The sequence below is a fragment of the Microcoleus sp. CAWBG27 genome, from assembly GCF_020883145.1.
Classification (GTDB): Bacteria; Cyanobacteriota; Cyanobacteriia; order Cyanobacteriales; family Microcoleaceae; genus Microcoleus.
Window position 1 is genome coordinate 1 of sequence record NZ_JAHREU010000038.1, and the last position, 19,539, is coordinate 19,539.

The following is a 19,539-nucleotide window of genomic DNA, read 5'->3' on the forward strand; positions in this document are numbered from 1 at the left end:
GCAAGACTCTTTGTTATTCTAAATGTGAGGAAATGCTCAAGCATTCTATTAAATTATTAATACATTACTTGAAGTTTGACGATATTCCCATTCCTGGAGCATTCATACCTTGATTCAGCAACGCCACAACTTCTTCCTTCTTTAAACTGTCAACTGTCAACTGTCAACTGTCAACTAATTTATGTATACTAGACCCTTAGCCCGTTTGATCGAACAATTGCAGCGCTTACCCGGAGTCGGGCCAAAAACGGCACAGCGGCTGGCTTTGCACATTTTAAAACGACCGGAAGAAGACGTGCAAGCCCTAGCTCAATCATTGATTGATGCCAAAAAACAAGTCGGTTTCTGCAAAGTATGCTTTCACTTATCCGCTGAACCTGTTTGCGAAATTTGCCGCAACACTAACCGGGACAGTTCTACTATTTGTGTTGTGTCAGAATCCCGCGATGTAATCGCCTTAGAAAAAACGCGGGAATACATCGGCAAATATCATGTTGTCGGCGGCGTGATCTCGCCGATGGATGGAATTGGCCCGGAACAATTGAACATTCAGCCATTAGTCCGCCGCGTCAGCCAGCAAAAGATTAGTGAAGTTATTATTGCGATTAGTCCTAGCGTGGAAGGCGAAACTACTACTCTTTATATCGGTCATTTATTGAAACCTTTTACTAAGGTTACGCGAATAGCTTTTGGTTTACCGATGGGGGGAGATTTGGAATATGCGGATGAGGTAACTTTGGCTCGCGCTTTGGAAGGAAGGAGGGAATTGGATTAGGTGAATTGAAATAGAAGAGAAATGAACCGCGAAGACGCTAAGAACACGTTCGGCGAAGCCGTTCCCGAAGGGTAGGAAGATGGGAGAGAAGAAAGTGCGATTGCTTTATTGAGGTTCGCAATGACAATTTTGTAAAAAAGGTTAAACTGAATAAAGTTACTGAGAGTGAAAAATATGACTCAATTCGATCGCCCTTTAAGCTACCCCACAACCCGCAAAGCCGAGCAAACAGACGATTACCACGGCGTCCAAGTATCCGACCCCTACAGGTGGCTGGAAGACCCGGATTCAGAGGAAACTCAAGCCTGGGTGGAAGCTCAAAACGCAGTCACTTTCGGCTACCTCAGCCAAATTCCGGCGCGGGAAAAAATCAAACAGCGCCTGACTAAACTGTGGGATTACGAGAAATACGGCATACCTTTTAAACAGGGCGATCGCTATTTTTACTACAAGAATGACGGTCTGCAAAATCAATCCGTACTCTACACTTTAACATCTCTCGACGGCGAACCAAAAGTATTAATTGACCCGAACACTCTCTCAGAAGACGGAACCGTTGCTCTCGGCGGCATAGCTCTCAGCGAAGACGGCCAACTTATGGCCTACGGTTTGTCAATTTCTGGCTCGGATTGGCAGGAATGGAAAGTTCGCGATGTGGAAACTGGGGAAGATTTATCAGACCATTTAAAGTGGCTGAAATTCTCAGGTGCAGCCTGGACTCACGACGGTAAAGGTTTTTTTTACAGCCGCTACGATGAACCCAACGAAAAAACCAAACTCGAAGATGTCAACTATTACCAAAAGCTATTCTATCACAAGCTCGGCACTCCGCAATCTGAAGATGTATTAATTTGCGATCGCCCTGACCAAAAAGAATGGGGATTTAGCGGTGGTGTTACGGAAGACGGCAAGTATTTGATTATATCAGTCTGGCTCGGCACTGACCCGCAAAACCTGATTTTTTACAAGGATTTAACCGCGCCGGAATCAAGCATTGTCGAACTCATTAACAAATTCGAGGCTGAGTACAGTTTCATTGATAATGAAGGCTCATTGTTCTGGTTTCAAACCGACTTGAATGCACCGCTGGGCCGCGTAATTGCGATCGACACTAACAACCCTCCTCCCTCATCCCTCGCTGCCGATGACAGTCAAGGGAAATTCACCGAAATCATCCCCGAAGCAGCCGAAACCCTCGGAGGCATTGGCCTTCTCAACAATCAATTTGTCGCTTCTTACCTGAAAGACGCCTACACTCAGATTAAAATCTTCAACTTAGATGGCTCTTTTGCGCGAGAAGTAGCCTTGCCGGGAATTGGTTCTGCAGGAGGTTTTGGCGGCAAGCGGCACGACACCGAAACCTTTTATGCTTACACCAGCTTCACGACTCCGAACACAATCTACCGTTACAATATGCTGACGGATGAAAGTAGCGTTTATCGGCAGCCAAAGGTTGATTTTAATCCAGAGGATTACGAGACAAAACAAATATTTTATCCCAGCAAAGACGGTACGCAAGTACCGATGTTTGTCACGCACAAAAAAGGCTTGCAGCTAGATGGCAATAACCCCACTTATCTGTATGGTTATGGTGGTTTTTCTATCTCGCTGACTCCAAGTTTTTCTCTTAGCAGGCTGGTTTGGTTGGAGATGGGCGGAGTTTATGTGACAGCTTGTTTGCGGGGTGGTGGCGAGTACGGCGAATCGTGGCACCAAGCTGGGACAAAGTTGAACAAACAAAATGTGTTTGATGACTTTATCAGCGCTGCGGAATGGTTGATCGAGAATAAGTATACCAAACCTGCTAAATTGGCGATCGCAGGTGGCAGCAACGGCGGCTTATTGGTGGGGGCTTGCATGACTCAGCGACCAGAATTGTTCGGTGCAGCATTGCCCGCCGTCGGCGTCCTAGATATGTTGCGCTTCCACAAATTTACCATTGGTCATGCTTGGGTTCCTGAATATGGTTCGTCGGAAAATTCCGCAGAATTTCGGGCGATTCACGCCTATTCTCCGCTGCACAATCTGAAAGCGGGAACTGCTTATCCGGCGACAATGATTACAACTGCGGATCATGACGATAGAGTGGTTCCAGCCCACAGTTTCAAGTTTGCTTCGGCTTTGCAAGCAACGCACGCAGGCGAAAAACCGGTGTTAATTCGCATCGAAACAAAAGCGGGACATGGGGGTGGCAAACCTACCGCTAAAGTCATTGAAGAATTGGCAGATGAATGGGCTTTTTTGGTGCGCGAACTAGATATTAACGTTTAACCAGCGCGGGATTGGGTGCGCCTATTCCCTAGGCGCGCACCCGCACTCCTCTCTTCAACTGCTGGTGAACACCACTTACCTGATGGTATGATCTGACACATCTTTTGCTGCTAACCTGGTGTTCAATGTGGAAATCGTGCGATCGTTTCATGGCCTGTGGCTGCGGAGATCGATCGCTACAGCATAAATTAGTGTAACTTGTCAACTCCCACTTGTCTTAATTTGCCTGACATTCTGTAACTTTTTGTATGGTTTAGCCTTGGTTCTGAGCTTTTTAGAGATGAAACCCTATTAAGTAAAGTTCGTGGCAATGTCAACTCCCACAAGTAGTAAATCCAAGCTACAATCAAAAAATTTTCTAATTCTCGGAAACGTTTTTTTCAGTGGATTTACGGTCAAGATTTCAGAAAAAATTACACTCCCAACTGTACTGAGAAGCATCCCGTTACCGGAATCACTGCCTTTTTGTCAGCAATACGTAAGTAAGTGCCGATCGCAATCTCAAGGTTCTGGGATAACTTATTTTCAAAAAAAAATACTTGACTGGCGCAATCAAAACCAGATAATGCTTGCATATCTAAGGGTGTAGTGATTTATTACCTAGGCCAATGCGCGAAGGTGATACAGCATTCTCTATCCAATCCTTCCCTCACATCTTAACTTCAACAAAACACGTAAGTGTTTAATTTATTTCGTAAATATAATTTACGGTAAATTTATATTTCCGTGTATATCGAATGTTCTCAAAGGGGGTAGCTTAAAACTAAGTAACTAAATCAGCGAACTATGAAAACGAGCCCCAATACGTCGAATGTGTCAGCCGTAAAAATACGCAAATCTACTAATATTACCACTACCAACAACTTATTTTTTAAGCCAGCAAACTCTACAGCGTATCTAGAATCGAAAACATATCTAGTCGTTGTTGACTCCCGAGTAGAAAACTACGAGGAATTGATCCGTGGAGTCAAACCCGGAAGCGAAGTATTGGTGCTCGATCCAACCAGAGATGCGATCGCACAAATCACCGAATTTTTGGGGCATTACCACAGCATCAACAGCCTGCACGTAGTTTCTCACGGCCGAGAAGCAGCAGTAGAAATCGGTCGGACAGAACTGAATATTGATAACCTAGAAACCTACAGCAGTCAATTGCAGCAGTGGGGAAAAGCCCTTAACAAACCCGGTAGCATTTTACTTTATGGATGTAACGTAGCTGTCGGCGAATCGGGCATTAAATTCATACAAAAACTCAGCGAATTAACTGGAGCAAATATTGCTGCTTCTAACAACTTAACTGGGAGTGCGGCACTAGGCGGCGACTGGGAATTAGAAATTACCACAGGACAAATCGATGCCGAACTAGCCTTTAAACCAGAAGTCTTAAAAACCTACAATCATGTCCTCGGAACATTAGTTACCGAAAGCTTTCAAAATCCCACAGCATTAGGGCCTTGGATCTACGGAACTAGCGGCGGTGCAATTCAACCGGGATTAACCGCAGGTAGCGGCCCCGGCATCATTCCCAGTTTAGGGCTGGGCGATCCTCCGGGCAGTGGCGCTTTAAGATTAACATCGAATGCGAACAACCAAGCAGCTTTTGTCATCTACAACAACCCAATTTCTTCGACTGACGGCATCAGAGTTGCCTTTGATTTATTTGCCTATGACGGCACCGGTGCCGACGGCATTAGTTTCTTCTTAATTGACGGGGCTGCTACACCAACTCAAGCAGGTGGATTCGGCGGTTCTCTCGGTTATGCTCCCAACAACAGTTCTGGTATACCGGGGATTGTCGGAGGTTATTTAGGTGTTGGATTTGACGAATATGGCAATTTTTCAGATCCGAGTGAAGGGCGTTTAGGTGGCCCGGGATCGATACCTGATGCGGTAGGAATTAGAGGCAGCCAAACCGGAGGATATCAGTTTTTAACTAACAATGTAATTCCCGGCGGCATAGATAATCCTACCGTTACCGATCGCACTCTTGCCAGAAAAAGAGTTCAAATTACTTTACAACCGTCTACTCCCGCAATACCCAGCCGTTTTTTCGTTAACATCGACTTAAACGGCGACAACTTATTTAACGGCCCGGGCGAAAGTGCGATCGACATCCCCGATTTGGCTGCTGTGAATGGCACAATTCCGCCCACTTTCAAATTTGGTTTTGCTAGTTCTACAGGATCGGCGACCAACATTCACGAAATTCGCAATCTCAGCGTTGAAACTGTCACAGCACCTACAATCTCCGCCGACATTGCCACGGTTAAAACTGGCCCCGCATTTGCCCTACCCAACAGCAGTATTACTTACACCATTACTTCCACCAATAACGGGCCGAGCAGCGCTACCAACGTCCTGATTCAAGATCCCCTGCCTCCGGGCTTAACTTTCAGCAGCGCCGATAATGGTGGGATTTTTAACCCGACAACGCGGAGTGTCAGTTGGCCAGTGATTTCGACTCTGGCTAACGGTGCCAGCGTTACCCGCAGTATTACCGTGACTGCACCTGCCACAATCGGATCGGTAACTAACCTGGCATTTAGCAGCAGCAGCACTTTCGATCCCAACCTGATTAACAACAGCGGTGAAGGGGCAGTATCTAAAGCTACAACTGCGATCGTAGCGGCTACAGCCGACATCATCACCTCAAAAACAGGCCCGACAACAGCCGTGGCTGGATCGACAGTCACCTATACAATTACCTCACAAAACAGCGGGCCGAGCAGCGCTACCAACGTCACGGTAACAGATGCTTTGCCGGCAGGTTTAACCGGAGTGACAGCCTCCGACGGAGGCAGTTACAATCCTGCCACAGGTGTTGTCACTTTTCCGGCGATCGCAACTTTGGGCATCGGTGCCGCTAACGCCGTCAGCCGCACAGTCAGCTTCAGTACCCCAAATACCGGCACTGTCATCGACATTGCCAGGAGTACAGCCGAAACTCCCGATCCCAATAGTGCCAACAACAACGGCACGGCTGCGATCGCTCAAGTCAGCACCACGATAACAAGCAGCGCCGACGTAGTTACCACCAAAACTGGCCCGGCATCTGTCACGCCCGGAGCCACTGCCACTTATACCATCACCGCCCAAAATGCCGGCCCTTCGTCTGCCGCCAACGTTTCCATCACCGATACCCTGCCTGTGGGCTTAACCGGAGTGACAGCCTCCAACGGTGGCACTTACAACCCTGCCACAGGTATTGTCACCTGGACGGCGATCGCAAGTTTGGCAAGCGGGGCAGCCAACGCCGTCACCCGCACTGTCAGCTTTCCAGCGCCCGCGGGCGGCACAGTCGCCAACACCGCCAGAAGCACCTCCGACACCCCCGATCCCAATACTGCCAACAACAACGGCACGGCTGCAAACGCGCAAGTCACCACCACCATCACTGCCAGCGCCGACGTAGTTACCACCAAAGCAGGCCCGGCATCGATCGCACCGGGAGCCACTGCCACTTATACCATCACCGCCCAAAACGCCGGCCCTTCCAGCGCCACCAACGTCGTCATCACCGATACTCTGCCTCTGGGGTTAACGGGAGTGACAGCTTCCAACGGTGGCAGTTACAACCCTGCCACAGGTGTTGTCACTTTCCCGGCGATCGCAAGTTTGGCAAGCGGGGCAGCCAACGCCATTACCCGCACTGTCAGCGTTGTTGCTCCTGCCAGCGGTAGCGTTGTCAACACTGCCAGAAGCACTGCCGCCACCGCCGACCCCAACAGTGACAACAACAACGGTACGGCTGCGAACGCTCAAGTGACAACTGCGATCGTTCCCGCGAACCAACCTCCGGTAGCCAATAACGCCAACAGCGCGATCGCACCCAGCAGCACCGTTTTACTGACCGGATTGGGAGGCACAGATCCCGACGGGACGATCGCCTCCTTCACCATCAACACCCTACCGCCAGCAGCCCAAGGAACCCTGTTTCTGGGCAATCCCGCGTCTGGGGGAATTGCCGTCACAGCGGGTCAAACTCTCACACCCACTCAAATCAATCAATTATTTTTCCAAGCGACCAACTCCTTTGCCGGAGCGAACTTCACCTACAGCGCTACCGACAATCTCGGCCTCACCAGTCCCGGCACCGCTACCGTCTCTGCGGTACTGCCGACACCCAACAAACCTCCTGTAGCCAACAACGCCAACATCAGCCTACCTCCGAACAGCACAGCCAACATTGTCGGACTCGGAGCAACCGACCCCGACGGAACGATCGCCTCCTACACAATCAACACCCTGCCGACAGTCGCTCAAGGGGTGCTATTTTTAGGCAATCCCGCCTCTGGGGGAATTGCCGTCACCGCAGGTCAAATTCTCACGCCCGCTCAAATCAATCAATTATTTTTCCAATCTACAGGCACTTTTACCGCAGCCAACTTCAGCTACAGCGCCACCGACAATCAAGGCGCTACCACCCCCGCCAGCGCTAGCGTTGCCGCCGCCATTCCAGTACCATCGCCAACACCCGCACCGGTCAACAAACCTCCGGTTGCCAATCCTGTCAACAGCAGCCAGCAGCCCAGCAGCACCGCTTTATTGACCGGATTGGGAGGCACGGACTCCGACGGGACGATCGCCTCTTTTACGATTAACACCGTGCCACCTGTCTCTCAAGGGCAGCTATTTTTAGGCAATCCCGCCAGCGGAGGCGTAGCGGTGACACCAGGTCAAATTTTAACTCCGGCACAGATTCAGCAACTATTTTTCCAAGCCACAGGTAGTTTTACGGGAATCAACTTCAGCTATACCGCCACCGACAACGGCGGCGCCACCAATGCCGCTACACTTGCGGTAGCGGCTATCCCCCTGCCGGTGCCAACACCAACTCCTGCACCAGTGCCAACACCGACTCCTGCACCAGTGCCAACACCGACTCCTGCACCAGTGCCAACACCAACTCCTGCACCAGTGCCGACACCGACTCCTGCACCAGTGCCAACACCGACTCCTGCACCAGTGCCACCTCCCAACCAGCCGCCAGTTGCCACAAATGTCAACTTCACTGTTCCCCCCAACACCAGCCCGCGAGTTCCGGGATTGGGAGGAACAGATTCCGACGGGACGATCGTCTCTTTCACTATCAACAGCCTGCCACCAGCAGACCAAGGACAGGTATTTTTAGGAGATCCGGCCAACGGAGGCGTTCGACTCACACCCGGTCAAGTTCTGACTCCGGCACAGATTCAACAAATATTTTTCCAAACGACGGGCAGCTTTACGGGAGCCAATTTTACCTACAGCGCCACCGACAATCAAGGCGCCACCAGTCCCGCCAATGCTACAGTTACCGCTTTGGTTCCGGTGCCGAACCAACCGCCAGTTGCCACAAATGTCAACTTCAGCACTCCGCCCAACAGTAGCAGGTTAGTCACGGGATTGGGAGGAACCGACCCCGACGGGACGATCGCCTCTTACACGATCGACACTTTGCCACCGGCCAACCAAGCAGTTCTATTTTTAGGAGATCCGGCAAACGGTGGCATTCGCGTCACACCAGGCCAAGTTCTGACTCCCGCACAGCTTCAGCAAATATTTTTGCAAACGACTGCCAACTTTACAGGAGCGAATTTCAACTACAGCGCTACGGACGATCGCGGTGCTACCAGTCCCGCTAATGCTACAGTTGCTGCCATAGCTCCAGCTCCGGCACCGACTCCAACTCCAACTCCGACTCCGGCGCCAATTGTTCTCAACCAACCTCCAGTTGGCATAAATGTCAACTTCAACATTCCGCCCAACAACAGCGTGCGGGTTCCAGGATTGGGAGGAATTGACCCCGACGGGACGATCGCCTCTTTCACAATCAACACTTTGCCACCGGCCAACCAAGGAACACTGTTTTTAGGAGATCCTGCTAACGGTGGCATAGCGATCGCACCCGGTGAAATTCTCACTCCCGAACAGATTCAGCAACTATTTTTCCAAACGACGGGCGACTTTACGGGAGCCAATTTCACCTACAGCGCCACCGACAACCGCGGCCTGATTAGTCCCGGCACCGCTACTGTTGCTGCGATTCGCCCGACGACCAACTTACCGCCATTGGTGAACAATGCTAACTTCAGCATTGCTCCGGGCCGCAGCGCCCAGGTTCCGGGATTGGGAGGCAGCGACCCCGACGGGTCGATCGCCTCTTACACCATTAACACCCTGCCCCCAGCCAACCAAGGAGTTCTATTTTTAGGAGATCCAGCCAACGGCGGCGTTCGCGTCACACCCGGCCAAGTTCTAACTCCGGCACAAATTGAGCAATTATTTTTCCAAACCACAGGAAGTTTTACGGGAGCCACTTTCAGCTACAGCGCTACAGACGATCGCGGCGGTATCAGTCCCGCTACCGCTACTGTGGCCGCGATCTTGGGGCAAGTGGTGCCAACACCAACCCCAATATCAAATCCGATCGCCGAACCAGATACCGACTGTCTGTGCGAACCCATCGCAGACAAACCAGGAATTAACTTTGCACCGCCACCACCAGCGCCCGGAGTTCGATTTGTCCGACCAACTTCGCAACTGGGAGAGGGACAAACCACCAAAGGTACAGACGGCAATGACTCGATCGCAGACAACAAAGGCAACCAAAAAATCATCGGCTTGCGAGGCAACGATACGATTTTGGGCAAAGACGGCGCCGACGAAATTTACGGCAATGAAGGCAATGACAGGATTTTTGCAGACACTGACACGGATATTGCTTACGGCGGCGAGGGCAACGATATCATCCGTGCGGGCAAGCAGAACGACTGGATTGCAGGCGACTTAGGCTCTGACACCCTGTTTGGAGATGAAGGCGGCGATACGATTTTGGGAGATAACGGCCGCGATAACTCTAGCAGCGCTGCGGACAATGGCGATTCGATCTTCGGAGGTAACGGCGCAGACATCATTAACGGCAACGAAGGCGACGATACCATCTATGCCGGTAAAGGTAACGATCTTGCCCTTGGAGGCAAAGAAAATGACCTGATGGGGGGTCAAATCGGCAATGACACCTTGATTGGCGGCACCGGCAATGACACCTTGTTTGGCGGTTTCATCGGCAACACAGACTTCGATTCCCAGGGACGCGACTTGCTCTATGGAGGCGACGGCGACGACTTCCTCAGCGGCCAAGAAGCCAGCGATACCCTGGTTGCAGGCAAAGGTAACGATCGCGCTTACGGAGGTAAAGGCAATGACCTGATCTACGGTCAATTAGGCTCTGATACCCTCTACGGCGGTGCAGGCAACGATACTCTGCTAGGTGACAAAGGCGGTTCCAACTCAGTTAACGGTGATAGCGAAGGAGATTTAATCTTTGGCGACAGCGGCAACGACATCATCGGAGGCGGTAACGGCAATGACACCGTGCAAGCAGGCAAAGGCAATGATTGCGTTTGGGGCGGCAAAGAGAATGACTTGATTTGGGGCGAATTAGGCTCCGATACCCTTGTCGGCGACAGCGGCGATGACACGATATACGGTGGCGCTCGCAGTCGAGCTCGAGATGTCAACGGCCGGGACTTGCTTTTTGGCAACATCGGTGCTGACGTACTCTTCGGCGATGAAGCTGACGATACTATCAGTGGCGGTGAAGGCGATGACAGCATTTACGGCGGTAAAGATAACGATCTCATTCACGGAGATCTTGGCAACGACAAGATTTACGGCGGTGACGGGGGCGATGAGCTCTGCGGTGGCGAGGGCAACGATACCATTTATGGCGATCGCTCGGATAACCGGGCTGTCTCGGTGGGCGCAAACGACCAGCAAGACTGCATCAATGGCGGCGCTGGCGACGATTTGCTCTACGGCAATGAAGGGGAAGATACCCTGAATGGAGATGCTGGCAGCGATACCCTAATTGGCGGTAAGGATAACGATTTGCTCAATGGAGGTGATGGCGATGACTGGCTGTTTGGTGGCTTGGGCGACGATACTTTAATCGGAGGCATTGGGAGCGATCGATTTGTCTTGGGTGCTGACAGTGGTACTGATACTGCGATCGGTTTTGAGGCCGGTGTCGATAAGTTTATTTTGATTGGCCTGAGTTTTCAGGAGTTGCAATTGAGCACCACTCCCGAAGGTACGTTGCTGCGAGTCGCAGGAAGCGATCGGGTTTTAGCGAATCTGGTAGGGATTAATGGGGCGATCGGCTCCTCGGATTTCCTATCATCAATTATCTTGCCTTCTTAGGGTTATAATTCAATACGGTTTACTAAAAATCTGACTTGCCCAAAATGGCTATATTGCCAGAAAATCGTCAGATGAAATTCATCAAAAGCATTAAGTAAACCGTATTGAAATACAATCCACTCCATCAACAGAAGAGTTTTGAACCACAGAGGGCGCAGAGGGCGCAGAGGGCGCAGAGGCAAGAGTATTGCGAGGGTTTTGGAAAAAAACCTTTTATCCCTCCCCTCTCTGTGTTCTCTGTGTTCTCTGCGGTAAAATCTTCTTAATATCTACTTCACCTCTTTATAATCCAAAAATCGTCAGATGAAATTCATCAAAAGCGTTAAGTAAACCGTATTGGGTTATAATTGGTCGCGAAATTACCCTATTCTCATAAGAAAACGCCACAGCAACTTACAATTTCTGTGGCGTTTCGATAATTTTTAATAATCTAAAACTCGACTGTAGCAAGGTTTGTAGTAAGGACTTTAGTCCTTCTTGAATGTGGGCTAAAGTCCTCACTACAAACCAAATTCGATCTGATAGAACTCAGAAGTTTACTTGCACATGATCAAGTTTCCAGCCGAGATGAATCCGGGAACTGGGGCTGAAATCTCAACCCAATTGCGGTTTTCTCCATTCTTATCTTTGACTAACTGGAAATTCGGCACAAGCGTTACTTGACCGTTAGCAGGTACGCCGCCTTTAACTGTCGCAGTCTTTGAAGGCTCCGCACGAATAGCTAAACCTTTCGGTGCTACCCGAGGTTCTACTTGGCGGCAGAGGCTGACGGGGCCCGTTGCAGGTGCTGGTGTTGCTGCTGGCGCTGGTGTTGCTGCAGGTGCTGGTGTTGGCGCTGGTGCAGGTGTTGGCGCTGGTGCAGGTGCTGGCGCTGGTGCTGGTGCAGGTGCCGGTGCCGGTGCTGGCGCTGGCGCAGGTGCTGGTGCAGGTGCAGGTGCAGGTGCTGGTGCAGGTGCTGGTGCAGGTGCTGGTGCTGGTGCCGGTGCCGGTGCCGGTGCCGGTGCTGGTGCTGGTGCTGGTGCTGGACTTGGTGCCGGTGCTTGACTAACTGTGCACGAAGCTAAATTAGCCTCATTGTTCGGGTATCCGGTAGCTATATACCCTTTTACGGGAGCGGTAATTTGAATCCAGAGGCGGCCGTCGGAGGCTTTAACAGAAGTAGCACCTTGGAACAGCGTTACCTGAGTATTCATGGCTACACCGCCAACTCTCGCGGATTTGGGATCTGGGTTCTGGCGAACTGTCAAACCTTCTTTGGGAGTTACTTTGCGGCAAAGCGTGTCAGCTTGGGCGATTTGAAAGGTGGCGCTGTCTTCAAAGGAAATTTTTTCAGCATCCTGACTGGTAGTGGATGCTGGTGAGGTGGCAACACCGATCGCCTGAGCCTGCACACTTCCGGCTACAATGGCGATCGCGCCCAGCAATGCAGCGGGTTTGTTCCAGCAATTCAAGTTTTTCATCCGTTCAACTCCTCAATCTAATCAAAACCATTATCTTTATTGCTGGTCAATATAGCAAAAAAAGCGATTTGTCTTCCATGAAAATGCTGTACATAACAGAATACTGCCTGCAAGTCAATTTTTATTTGTATAAATTAATGCAGCCTAAGATTTAAGCGAGGAAAAATTAAGCTGCTTTCAACAGTTGACAGTAGACAAGTAACAGTAGACAGTTTGAGAGCGAACTCTACCCTTCCCATCCTCCCGATGAAGCAAAAAGCAAGTGTCTAGACTTGTCTAGTATTTGCATCGCAGAAGGTGAAGGAAGCGAAGGAAACAGCCAAGAGAAATACTGCTAAAGTCGATCGAGCAGGTTTGTAGTGAGGACTTTAGTCCTTCTTTTCCCAGGTTTGTAGTGAGGACTTTAGTCCTTCTTTTCCCAGGTTTGTAGTGAGAACTTTAGTCCTTCTTTTCCCAGGTTTGTAGTGAGGACTTTAGTCCTTCTTTTCCCAGGTTTGTAGTGAGGACTTTAGTCCTTCTTTTCCCAGGTTTGTAGTGAGGACTTTAGTCCTTCTTTTCCCAGGTTTGTAGTGAGGACTTTAGTCCTTCTTTTCCCGAGGACTTTAGTCATCATTACAAACCAAGCTTACGACGCTCGATCTATTCGGACAGGATATTAGGTTTTTTCGCCTTGTCTGCTCGATCGAAACTCAAAACATATCTACATTAACCAAAAGCCCTACAGTCAGAGTAAAATCTAGGGCGGTTTTATTGTTGTCAAACAAATTAGGTACGTAGTTGCGCTTGGGCGCTCTTTGCTAATCTTATAAAGAGCGCTGAAGCGCAACAACGTACCTTCAGAGTAAAACCGACCTCAAGCCACTACTTAAAACTGCCGCAAAAATCGTAAATCGCTAGCATAAACCCGGCGAATGTCGTCAATTTCATAAAGTACCATAGCAAACCGCTCTACCCCAAAACCGGCTGCAAACCCAGTATACTTTTCTGGATCTAAACCGACTCCTTTAAGAACATTAGGATCTACTGTACCGCAGCCCAAAACTTCCAGCCATTTGCCGTTCCACTGCAAATCAACTTCAGCAGAAGGTTCTGTAAACGGAAAGTAACTCGTGCGGAAACGAATCGGCAAATCTTGCCCGAACATTTGGCGCAAAAACTCTTTAATTGTGCCTTTCAAGTCAGTAAATGTCAGATTTTCACCAATAGCTAAAAGTTCAATTTGGTGGAAAACTGCCGCGTGAGTAGCATCAACAGTATCGCGGCGGTAAACGCGGCCGGGAGAGACAATCCGAATCGGCGGTTTGTGCTGTTCCATGTAGCGAATTTGCACCGATGATGTCTGAGTCCGCAGCAAGTCCCCACCCGGCAGGTAAAATGTATCTTGCATATCCCGCGCCGGGTGGTCGGGTGGAGTGTTGAGCGCCTCGAAGTTGTAATAATCTGTTTCCATTTCCGGGCCGTTGGCGACGGTGTAGCCGAGGCCGACAAAAATATCGAGAGCGCGGTCTATGACGGCGTTTAAGGGGTGAATTCGACCTTGAGGGCGAAAAATCCCCGGCATGGTAACATCAAGGGTTTCTGAGGCTAATTTGGCCTGGATTTGGGCGGCTTGGAGAGCGGCGCGCTTGTCTTCTAAGTCGGCTTGTAGGGCTTCTTTTACAGTATTGGCGATCGCGCCTACTTTTGGCCGCTGGTCTGCCGAAAGTTTGCCCATCATGCCTAAAATTTGAGAGAGTTGACCTTTTTTGCCTAGGTAGCCAAGGCGCAACTGTTCGAGTTGTTCGAGGGTATTCGCAGTTGCGATCGCACTTTTGGACTCTTGGCCCAGGGTTTCTAGTTGAGTTTCAATGTCGCTGAGCTGGACAGTCATTTTGATTTTAGATTTTAGATTTTAGATTTTAGATTGATGGCAGTTTTGGGCCAAGCTGAGTGTAGCGCAATTTTGGATCGACTGACTTGTAGATTTTAGATTTTAGATTGATGGCTGCTTAATATGTAATTAGGTAATAGATAATTGCAGGTGAAACCGATCGCCATACTTGAATCTAGTTTAAGATTATTATCAGGCCTCTAACAATTTCAATGAAACTTTTAATTAGCAACGACGACGGCATCTTTGCACAAGGCATCCGCAGCCTCGCCAACGCTCTCGCCGCCGCCGGCCACTCTGTGAGCGTTGTTTGTCCCGACAGAGAGCGCTCCGCTACCGGACACGGCCTCACATTGCACCAACCCATTCGCGCCGAAATTATCGAATCTGTTTTCGATCCCGCCGTCAAAGCTTGGGCTTGCTCGGGTACTCCCGCCGACTGCGTCAAACTAGCTTTGTGGGCTTTAGTTGACAAACCGCCCGATTTTGTCCTTTCCGGCGTCAACCACGGGCCGAATTTAGGCACGGACATTATCTGTTCGGGGACGGTTTCGGCTGCAATGGAAGGAATTATGGAAGGCATTCCCAGCATTGCTTTCAGTCTCGCCAGCTATACTTCGCAGGAATTTGGGCCGGCGGTGGATTTTGCTGTCACCTTGCTACGACAGTTGGAAAAACAGCCAATGCCCAAACCGACACTGTTGAATGTCAACATACCAGCAGTCTCACAAGCAGAAATTACCGGAGTTGCGATCGCCCGTCAAGGCATTCGCCGCTATTTCGACATATTTCAAAAGCGCACTGATCCGCGCGGCAAAACTTATTATTGGCTGGCTGGGGAATTGTTAGAAGATGTGGAAGAAACCTCCGAATCGGCAGTGTGGCATGATATTCCTACAGACGTACAAGCTATTCGCGACAATAAAATTACCGTTACTCCCCTGCAATACAATCTCACCTGTGTTCCCGATTTGCACTCGTTGCGAGATTGGCAATTTGAAAGTTTTCCCAAGCAGTGAGCTCCGATCGACCCGATCGCCGCTGTAAACTAGGAATTAAGGATAAAGTGCCTATGAAGGTATATGCCCTAGGCGTTAACGCAGGCTCTCAATTGGTTGTTGGTTTTTTACTCAAGAAAAGCAGTTATGAACGCTCCCACCTATAACACTCATTCTGTCACTTGCCCGATTTGCAACCGTTCCAGCGTCGTGGGCCCAGTCGGAATGGTCAGCGGACTATTCACCTGTCCCCACTGCCATTCTCATATGGTAATTAGCTGGAGCGGCCATTTTGTCCGCGATCCTTTTAGTCTCAAACAACTGACGGTGGGAAAGATGCTCAGGCGCGAGAGCAGGCCGTTAGCTCGCCTTCAGCGCGACTTTGGGCTGGGCAAGCATTTTCCGCTACTGGCAATTTTGGGAAGCGTGGTATTTTTGGGATGTGCGATCGCAGCTACAGAACAATCGCTACCCCGACAGAATTCATTTCAAGGATTTTTAGAGTGGGTGAGCGGAACTGGCAATTCCCAAGATGTCTCACCTTAACATTTCAACATAAATTGTGACAGATATTGCTTGTAAATATCTATTCCTTTAGGTAGAGATAGCGATAGAAGACTTACTGATTCCGACTTCTGGAAACTGGGTTTTTACTGTTTTCATGGGCTTTCATTCAGTTGACAGTTGACAGTTGACAGTTGACAGTTGACAGCAACCTCTACCTGGAAGGAAGAGGATTTGAGTAATGAACCGTCTGATTTTAATTTATCCCTAAAACCCAGAGGCTTTCAACCAATTATTTCTGGTAACGAAGTTTTTTTGTGAAAAACCCGGTTTCTGATTAGGTGTGCCTAAGTTATAGCAGTTTGAACTTATACCGATTCCCAGAAGTATGCCTACTTTTAAGAATTGGTAATTTTTCGTTTTTTTAATCTACTTATACTCAGGCTGCGGACTGAAGTCCGCACTACGAACGAATCTTACTGCGGTTAATTGAGTGAGCCGGCACGATATGATTCCATAAATCTTGGATTGATAAATCAACCGCAGATAAACGCAGATAATCTCAAGAGAGGAGAGTGCTTGAATGCAATCTTTTTAATTGAGCAATTAACTGAGAAATTCCGCAATTTTTCTAACTGCTGCTTCCAAAATTTCAGGTGACTCAACTAAGGCAAATCGCACGTAGCCTTCTCCTGATTTCCCGAAACCGGCGCCGGGGGAAGCTGCGACTCCTGTACTCTGTACTAGCTGAGTGCAAAATTTCACCGAATCCGAGGCCCAAGGTGCTGGTAGTTTCGCCCAAACGTACATCGTGGCGGGGGGTACGGGTACTTCCCAGCCGATCGCCCTTAGCGCACTTACAAAGACATCCCGGCGCTTTCTGAAGGTTTCGACGCTGGTGGTGACGGTATCTTGAGGCCCCGTTAATGCCGCGCTGGCTCCGTTCAAAATCCCTAGATATTGGTTGAAGTCTACTGCGGCTTTTACTTGTCGCAGGGCTGTAATTAGTTCGGGATTGCCGATCGCATATCCAACTCGAAAGCCTCCCATACTGTAGGATTTTGATAGGGTGAAAAACTCGATCGCCACACTCTTATCTCTATCCGCCTGAAAAATCGACGGCGCCATCAATTTACGAGAGGGCGGGCACGCACCATCCACCGCCCCTAGGGAATCGTCAAACACCAAATCCACATAGGGGAAATCGTGCACTAAAACGAGATCGTGTTGGCGACAAAAATTCACTGCTTTCTCAAAAAATGCCAGCGGGGCGATCGCAGTTGTAGGATTGTGAGGATAGCTCAAAACCATCATCTTCGACTGAGCCAAGACGGGCATCGGAATATCTTCAAAGACTGGCAAAAACTGATTTTCTGCTAATATAGGCATCGGGTAAATTTGACCGCCCGCCAAATAGACACCGCCTGCGTGGGAAGGATAGCCCGGATCGAGCAGCAAAGCAAAATCTCCGGGGTTGAGTACAGCTAAAGGCATATGCGCCGTGCCTTCTTGGGAACCAATTAACGGCAGCACTTCTGTTTCGGGATTGACTGAAATCCCAAATTTTTGTTCGTACCAAGAAGCTGCTGCTTCCCGGAAAGAGCGGGTGCCGTTAAACAGTAAATAGCCGTGGGTGCTAGGATCTGATAGGGAATTGGCGATCGCATCTGTAATGTGAGCAGCCGCAGGCAAATCGGAAGAACCCAGAGATAAGTCGATCGTATTCTGTCCGGCTGCTCTTGCTAGAGCTTTCGCCCGATCCATATCGGCAAATACATTAAATTTTAGGGGTGCTAAACGTTGGGCAAATTTCATATGGGCTACCAGTATTTTTGTGAATTGTAAATTATATTATTTTTGCGATCGGTAAAATAACGATTATCAGGTTCGTAGTGAGGACTTCAGTCCTCTGACGGATGCGGACTGAAGTCCTCACTACGAACCTATTTTTTGATTTTTGTTTTGTCTAGGATTAAATATTATCAATTATTACCAATTTAGCGGGGACAATTTGTAGAGTGAGATTGAAGGATTCAGAGTTATAATTTATTAGTTATAAATTAATAAATTAACTTATAACTAAAATTATATAACTCAAATTTATACATTCAAAACTCAAAACTTTATAAATGACCGTCTAGTAAGCCGATCAATGTTTGTTTGGTAATTGCTCCTTCGTGGGAAAGGACTACTTCGGCATTTTTAAACAGTCTGAGTGCTGGAACTCCTTCTACTTTATACTGTTTGACAGTAACAGGATTGGGGTCAATTTCCATTTTAACCACTTTTAGGTCGCTGTAGTTGGCAGCCAGCCAGTCGATCGAGGGCGCGATGAGTTTGCAAGGCCCGCACCAAGATGCCCAAAAATAGGCAAGCACTGGTTGCTCTGCTTTCAGCACTTCTGTTTCAAATTTTTCGTCGTTAATGACAATTACACTGTTGCTCATGGTTGTACGATGATTTTTCCTGATTATTTATAAAGCACGGGCGGGCGTTAAACTTGCACCAAATTAAAAGACAGGCACAAAAAACTGTTTCTAATTTTAAAACATCCTGCGAACTTATTGAGTATAAACTCAGGAATGGGGGCTAATGGCTAATTCTGTATGGCGTTTAATTCCGCTGCTGTCGGCGTCTGGTAGGGTGCAGATGGCGATCGACAAATGGCTGCTAGAAAAGCATCTAGCGGGGAAAAATCCGCCAACTCTGCGATTTTACACCTGGGCACCGGCGGCGATTTCCTTGGGCTACCACCAGCAGCGGTGGCCGGAATTTTGGCAGCAGCTATCTTGGGAGGGACAGCCTCTGGAGTTGGTGAGACGCCCCAGCGGTGGGCGCGCTGTACTCCACCAAGGAGATTTGACTTATGCAGTTGTGGCGTCGGGATTTGAGAGCAGCCGCCTGAAAGCTTATCACACTATATGCGAGTTTTTGATTGAAGGTTGGCGGGCGATCGGTGTGGATTTGCACTACGGGGAAGCTGGGCGCGGTTACATTCACAATCCCAATTGTTTTGGTACTGCGACGGGTGCAGATTTGGTGACTGTTGATGGCTGCAAGTTAATTGGTAGCGCACAATTGCGCCGTGGTGATGCTATTTTGCAGCATGGTTCGATGCGTTTGCAGCCGGATATTGGTTTGTTTACTCAGGTTTTTGGGGAGGAATTAATTCCTGTGAAATCACCTCTATCTGAAGGGGGAGATGATTTGATTGCAACTGTAATTGATGCTTTGAGTGCGGCGGCTTGTCGCTGTTTTGATATTGATTTGGAGGTGCGGCCGCTTTCGGAGGAGGAATGGGAGGATATTTGGGAATTGACTCAAGAAAAATCTATTTGTAGATAGCTGAAAGAATTCTCTAGAATTTAATCTGTAATCTCCTACAGGTCGATGCCGTGAAATTGTCGATTTTTTTGAGGGATTGTTGGTGGCGACGCACCCTACGAATACTGTTACTAAGAGGGCTGAAGCCCAACA

11 protein-coding genes are annotated in these 19,539 nt (G+C 49.1%); 6 read left to right on the top strand and 5 right to left on the bottom strand.

The genetic code is table 11. The features are described 5' to 3' along the window. Nucleotides 1-181 precede the first annotated feature (181 nt). Nucleotides 182-775, top strand: coding sequence for a recombination mediator RecR (gene recR, locus QZ938_RS20105; protein WP_293152123.1), 594 nt, complete (start codon nt 182-184; stop codon nt 773-775). 174 nt (nt 776-949) lie between these two features. Further along, the gene (locus QZ938_RS20110; protein WP_293354041.1) at nt 950-3,046 is read left to right on the top strand and encodes a prolyl oligopeptidase family serine peptidase; all 2,097 of its coding nucleotides are present in this window, start codon (nt 950-952) and stop codon (nt 3,044-3,046) included. Nucleotides 3,047-3,459: 413 nt separating this feature from the next. Here QZ938_RS20110 and QZ938_RS20115 read toward each other — a convergent pair whose 3' ends face one another. Continuing rightward, complete coding sequence (locus QZ938_RS20115) at nt 3,460-3,621, bottom strand: hypothetical protein (RefSeq protein WP_293365631.1); 162 nt, start codon at nt 3,619-3,621, stop codon at nt 3,460-3,462. Nucleotides 3,622-3,832: 211 nt separating this feature from the next. Between QZ938_RS20115 and QZ938_RS20120 the strand changes: the two genes are divergently transcribed. Next, the gene (locus QZ938_RS20120; protein ID WP_293354039.1) at nt 3,833-11,230 is read left to right on the top strand and encodes a DUF4347 domain-containing protein; all 7,398 of its coding nucleotides are present in this window, start codon (nt 3,833-3,835) and stop codon (nt 11,228-11,230) included. A gap of 536 nt (nt 11,231-11,766) precedes the next feature. Here QZ938_RS20120 and QZ938_RS20125 read toward each other — a convergent pair. Both QZ938_RS20125 and pheS read right to left on the bottom strand, forming a co-directional pair. Further along, nucleotides 11,767-12,690 carry an SH3 domain-containing protein gene (locus QZ938_RS20125; RefSeq protein ID WP_293354037.1) on the bottom strand — a complete coding sequence of 308 codons (924 nt, stop codon included), beginning with the start codon at nt 12,688-12,690 and terminating at the stop codon, nt 11,767-11,769. Between the two features lie 865 nt (nt 12,691-13,555). Further along, nucleotides 13,556-14,560: a phenylalanine--tRNA ligase subunit alpha gene (pheS, locus tag QZ938_RS20130; RefSeq protein ID WP_293354035.1), complete on the bottom strand. Its 1,005-nt coding sequence runs from the start codon at nt 14,558-14,560 to the stop codon at nt 13,556-13,558. Between the two features lie 212 nt (nt 14,561-14,772). Here pheS and surE point away from each other — a divergent pair, with 212 nt between their 5' ends. Beyond that, nucleotides 14,773-15,579 carry a 5'/3'-nucleotidase SurE gene (surE, locus tag QZ938_RS20135; RefSeq protein WP_293354033.1) on the top strand — a complete coding sequence of 269 codons (807 nt, stop codon included), beginning with the start codon at nt 14,773-14,775 and terminating at the stop codon, nt 15,577-15,579. Between the two features lie 126 nt (nt 15,580-15,705). Beyond that, nucleotides 15,706-16,104, top strand: a complete 399-nt coding sequence (locus QZ938_RS20140) for a hypothetical protein (protein WP_293354031.1) — start codon at nt 15,706-15,708, stop codon at nt 16,102-16,104. 564 nt (nt 16,105-16,668) lie between these two features. On the opposite strand, the gene QZ938_RS20145 is transcribed toward QZ938_RS20140, so the two are convergent. Then, entirely contained in the window at nt 16,669-17,877 is a 1,209-nt protein-coding gene (locus QZ938_RS20145; protein ID WP_293152107.1) for an LL-diaminopimelate aminotransferase, read from the bottom strand. A gap of 308 nt (nt 17,878-18,185) precedes the next feature. Beyond that, nucleotides 18,186-18,509: a co-chaperone YbbN gene (locus QZ938_RS20150; RefSeq protein ID WP_293152104.1), complete on the bottom strand. Its 324-nt coding sequence runs from the start codon at nt 18,507-18,509 to the stop codon at nt 18,186-18,188. A 145-nt stretch (nt 18,510-18,654) separates the two neighbouring features. On the opposite strand from QZ938_RS20150, the gene QZ938_RS20155 reads away from it, so the two are divergent. Continuing rightward, nucleotides 18,655-19,407 (top strand): biotin/lipoate A/B protein ligase family protein, encoded by a 753-nt coding sequence (locus QZ938_RS20155; RefSeq protein ID WP_293354029.1) that lies wholly within the window; start codon nt 18,655-18,657, stop codon nt 19,405-19,407. The last annotated feature ends 132 nt before the right edge of the window (nt 19,408-19,539 follow it).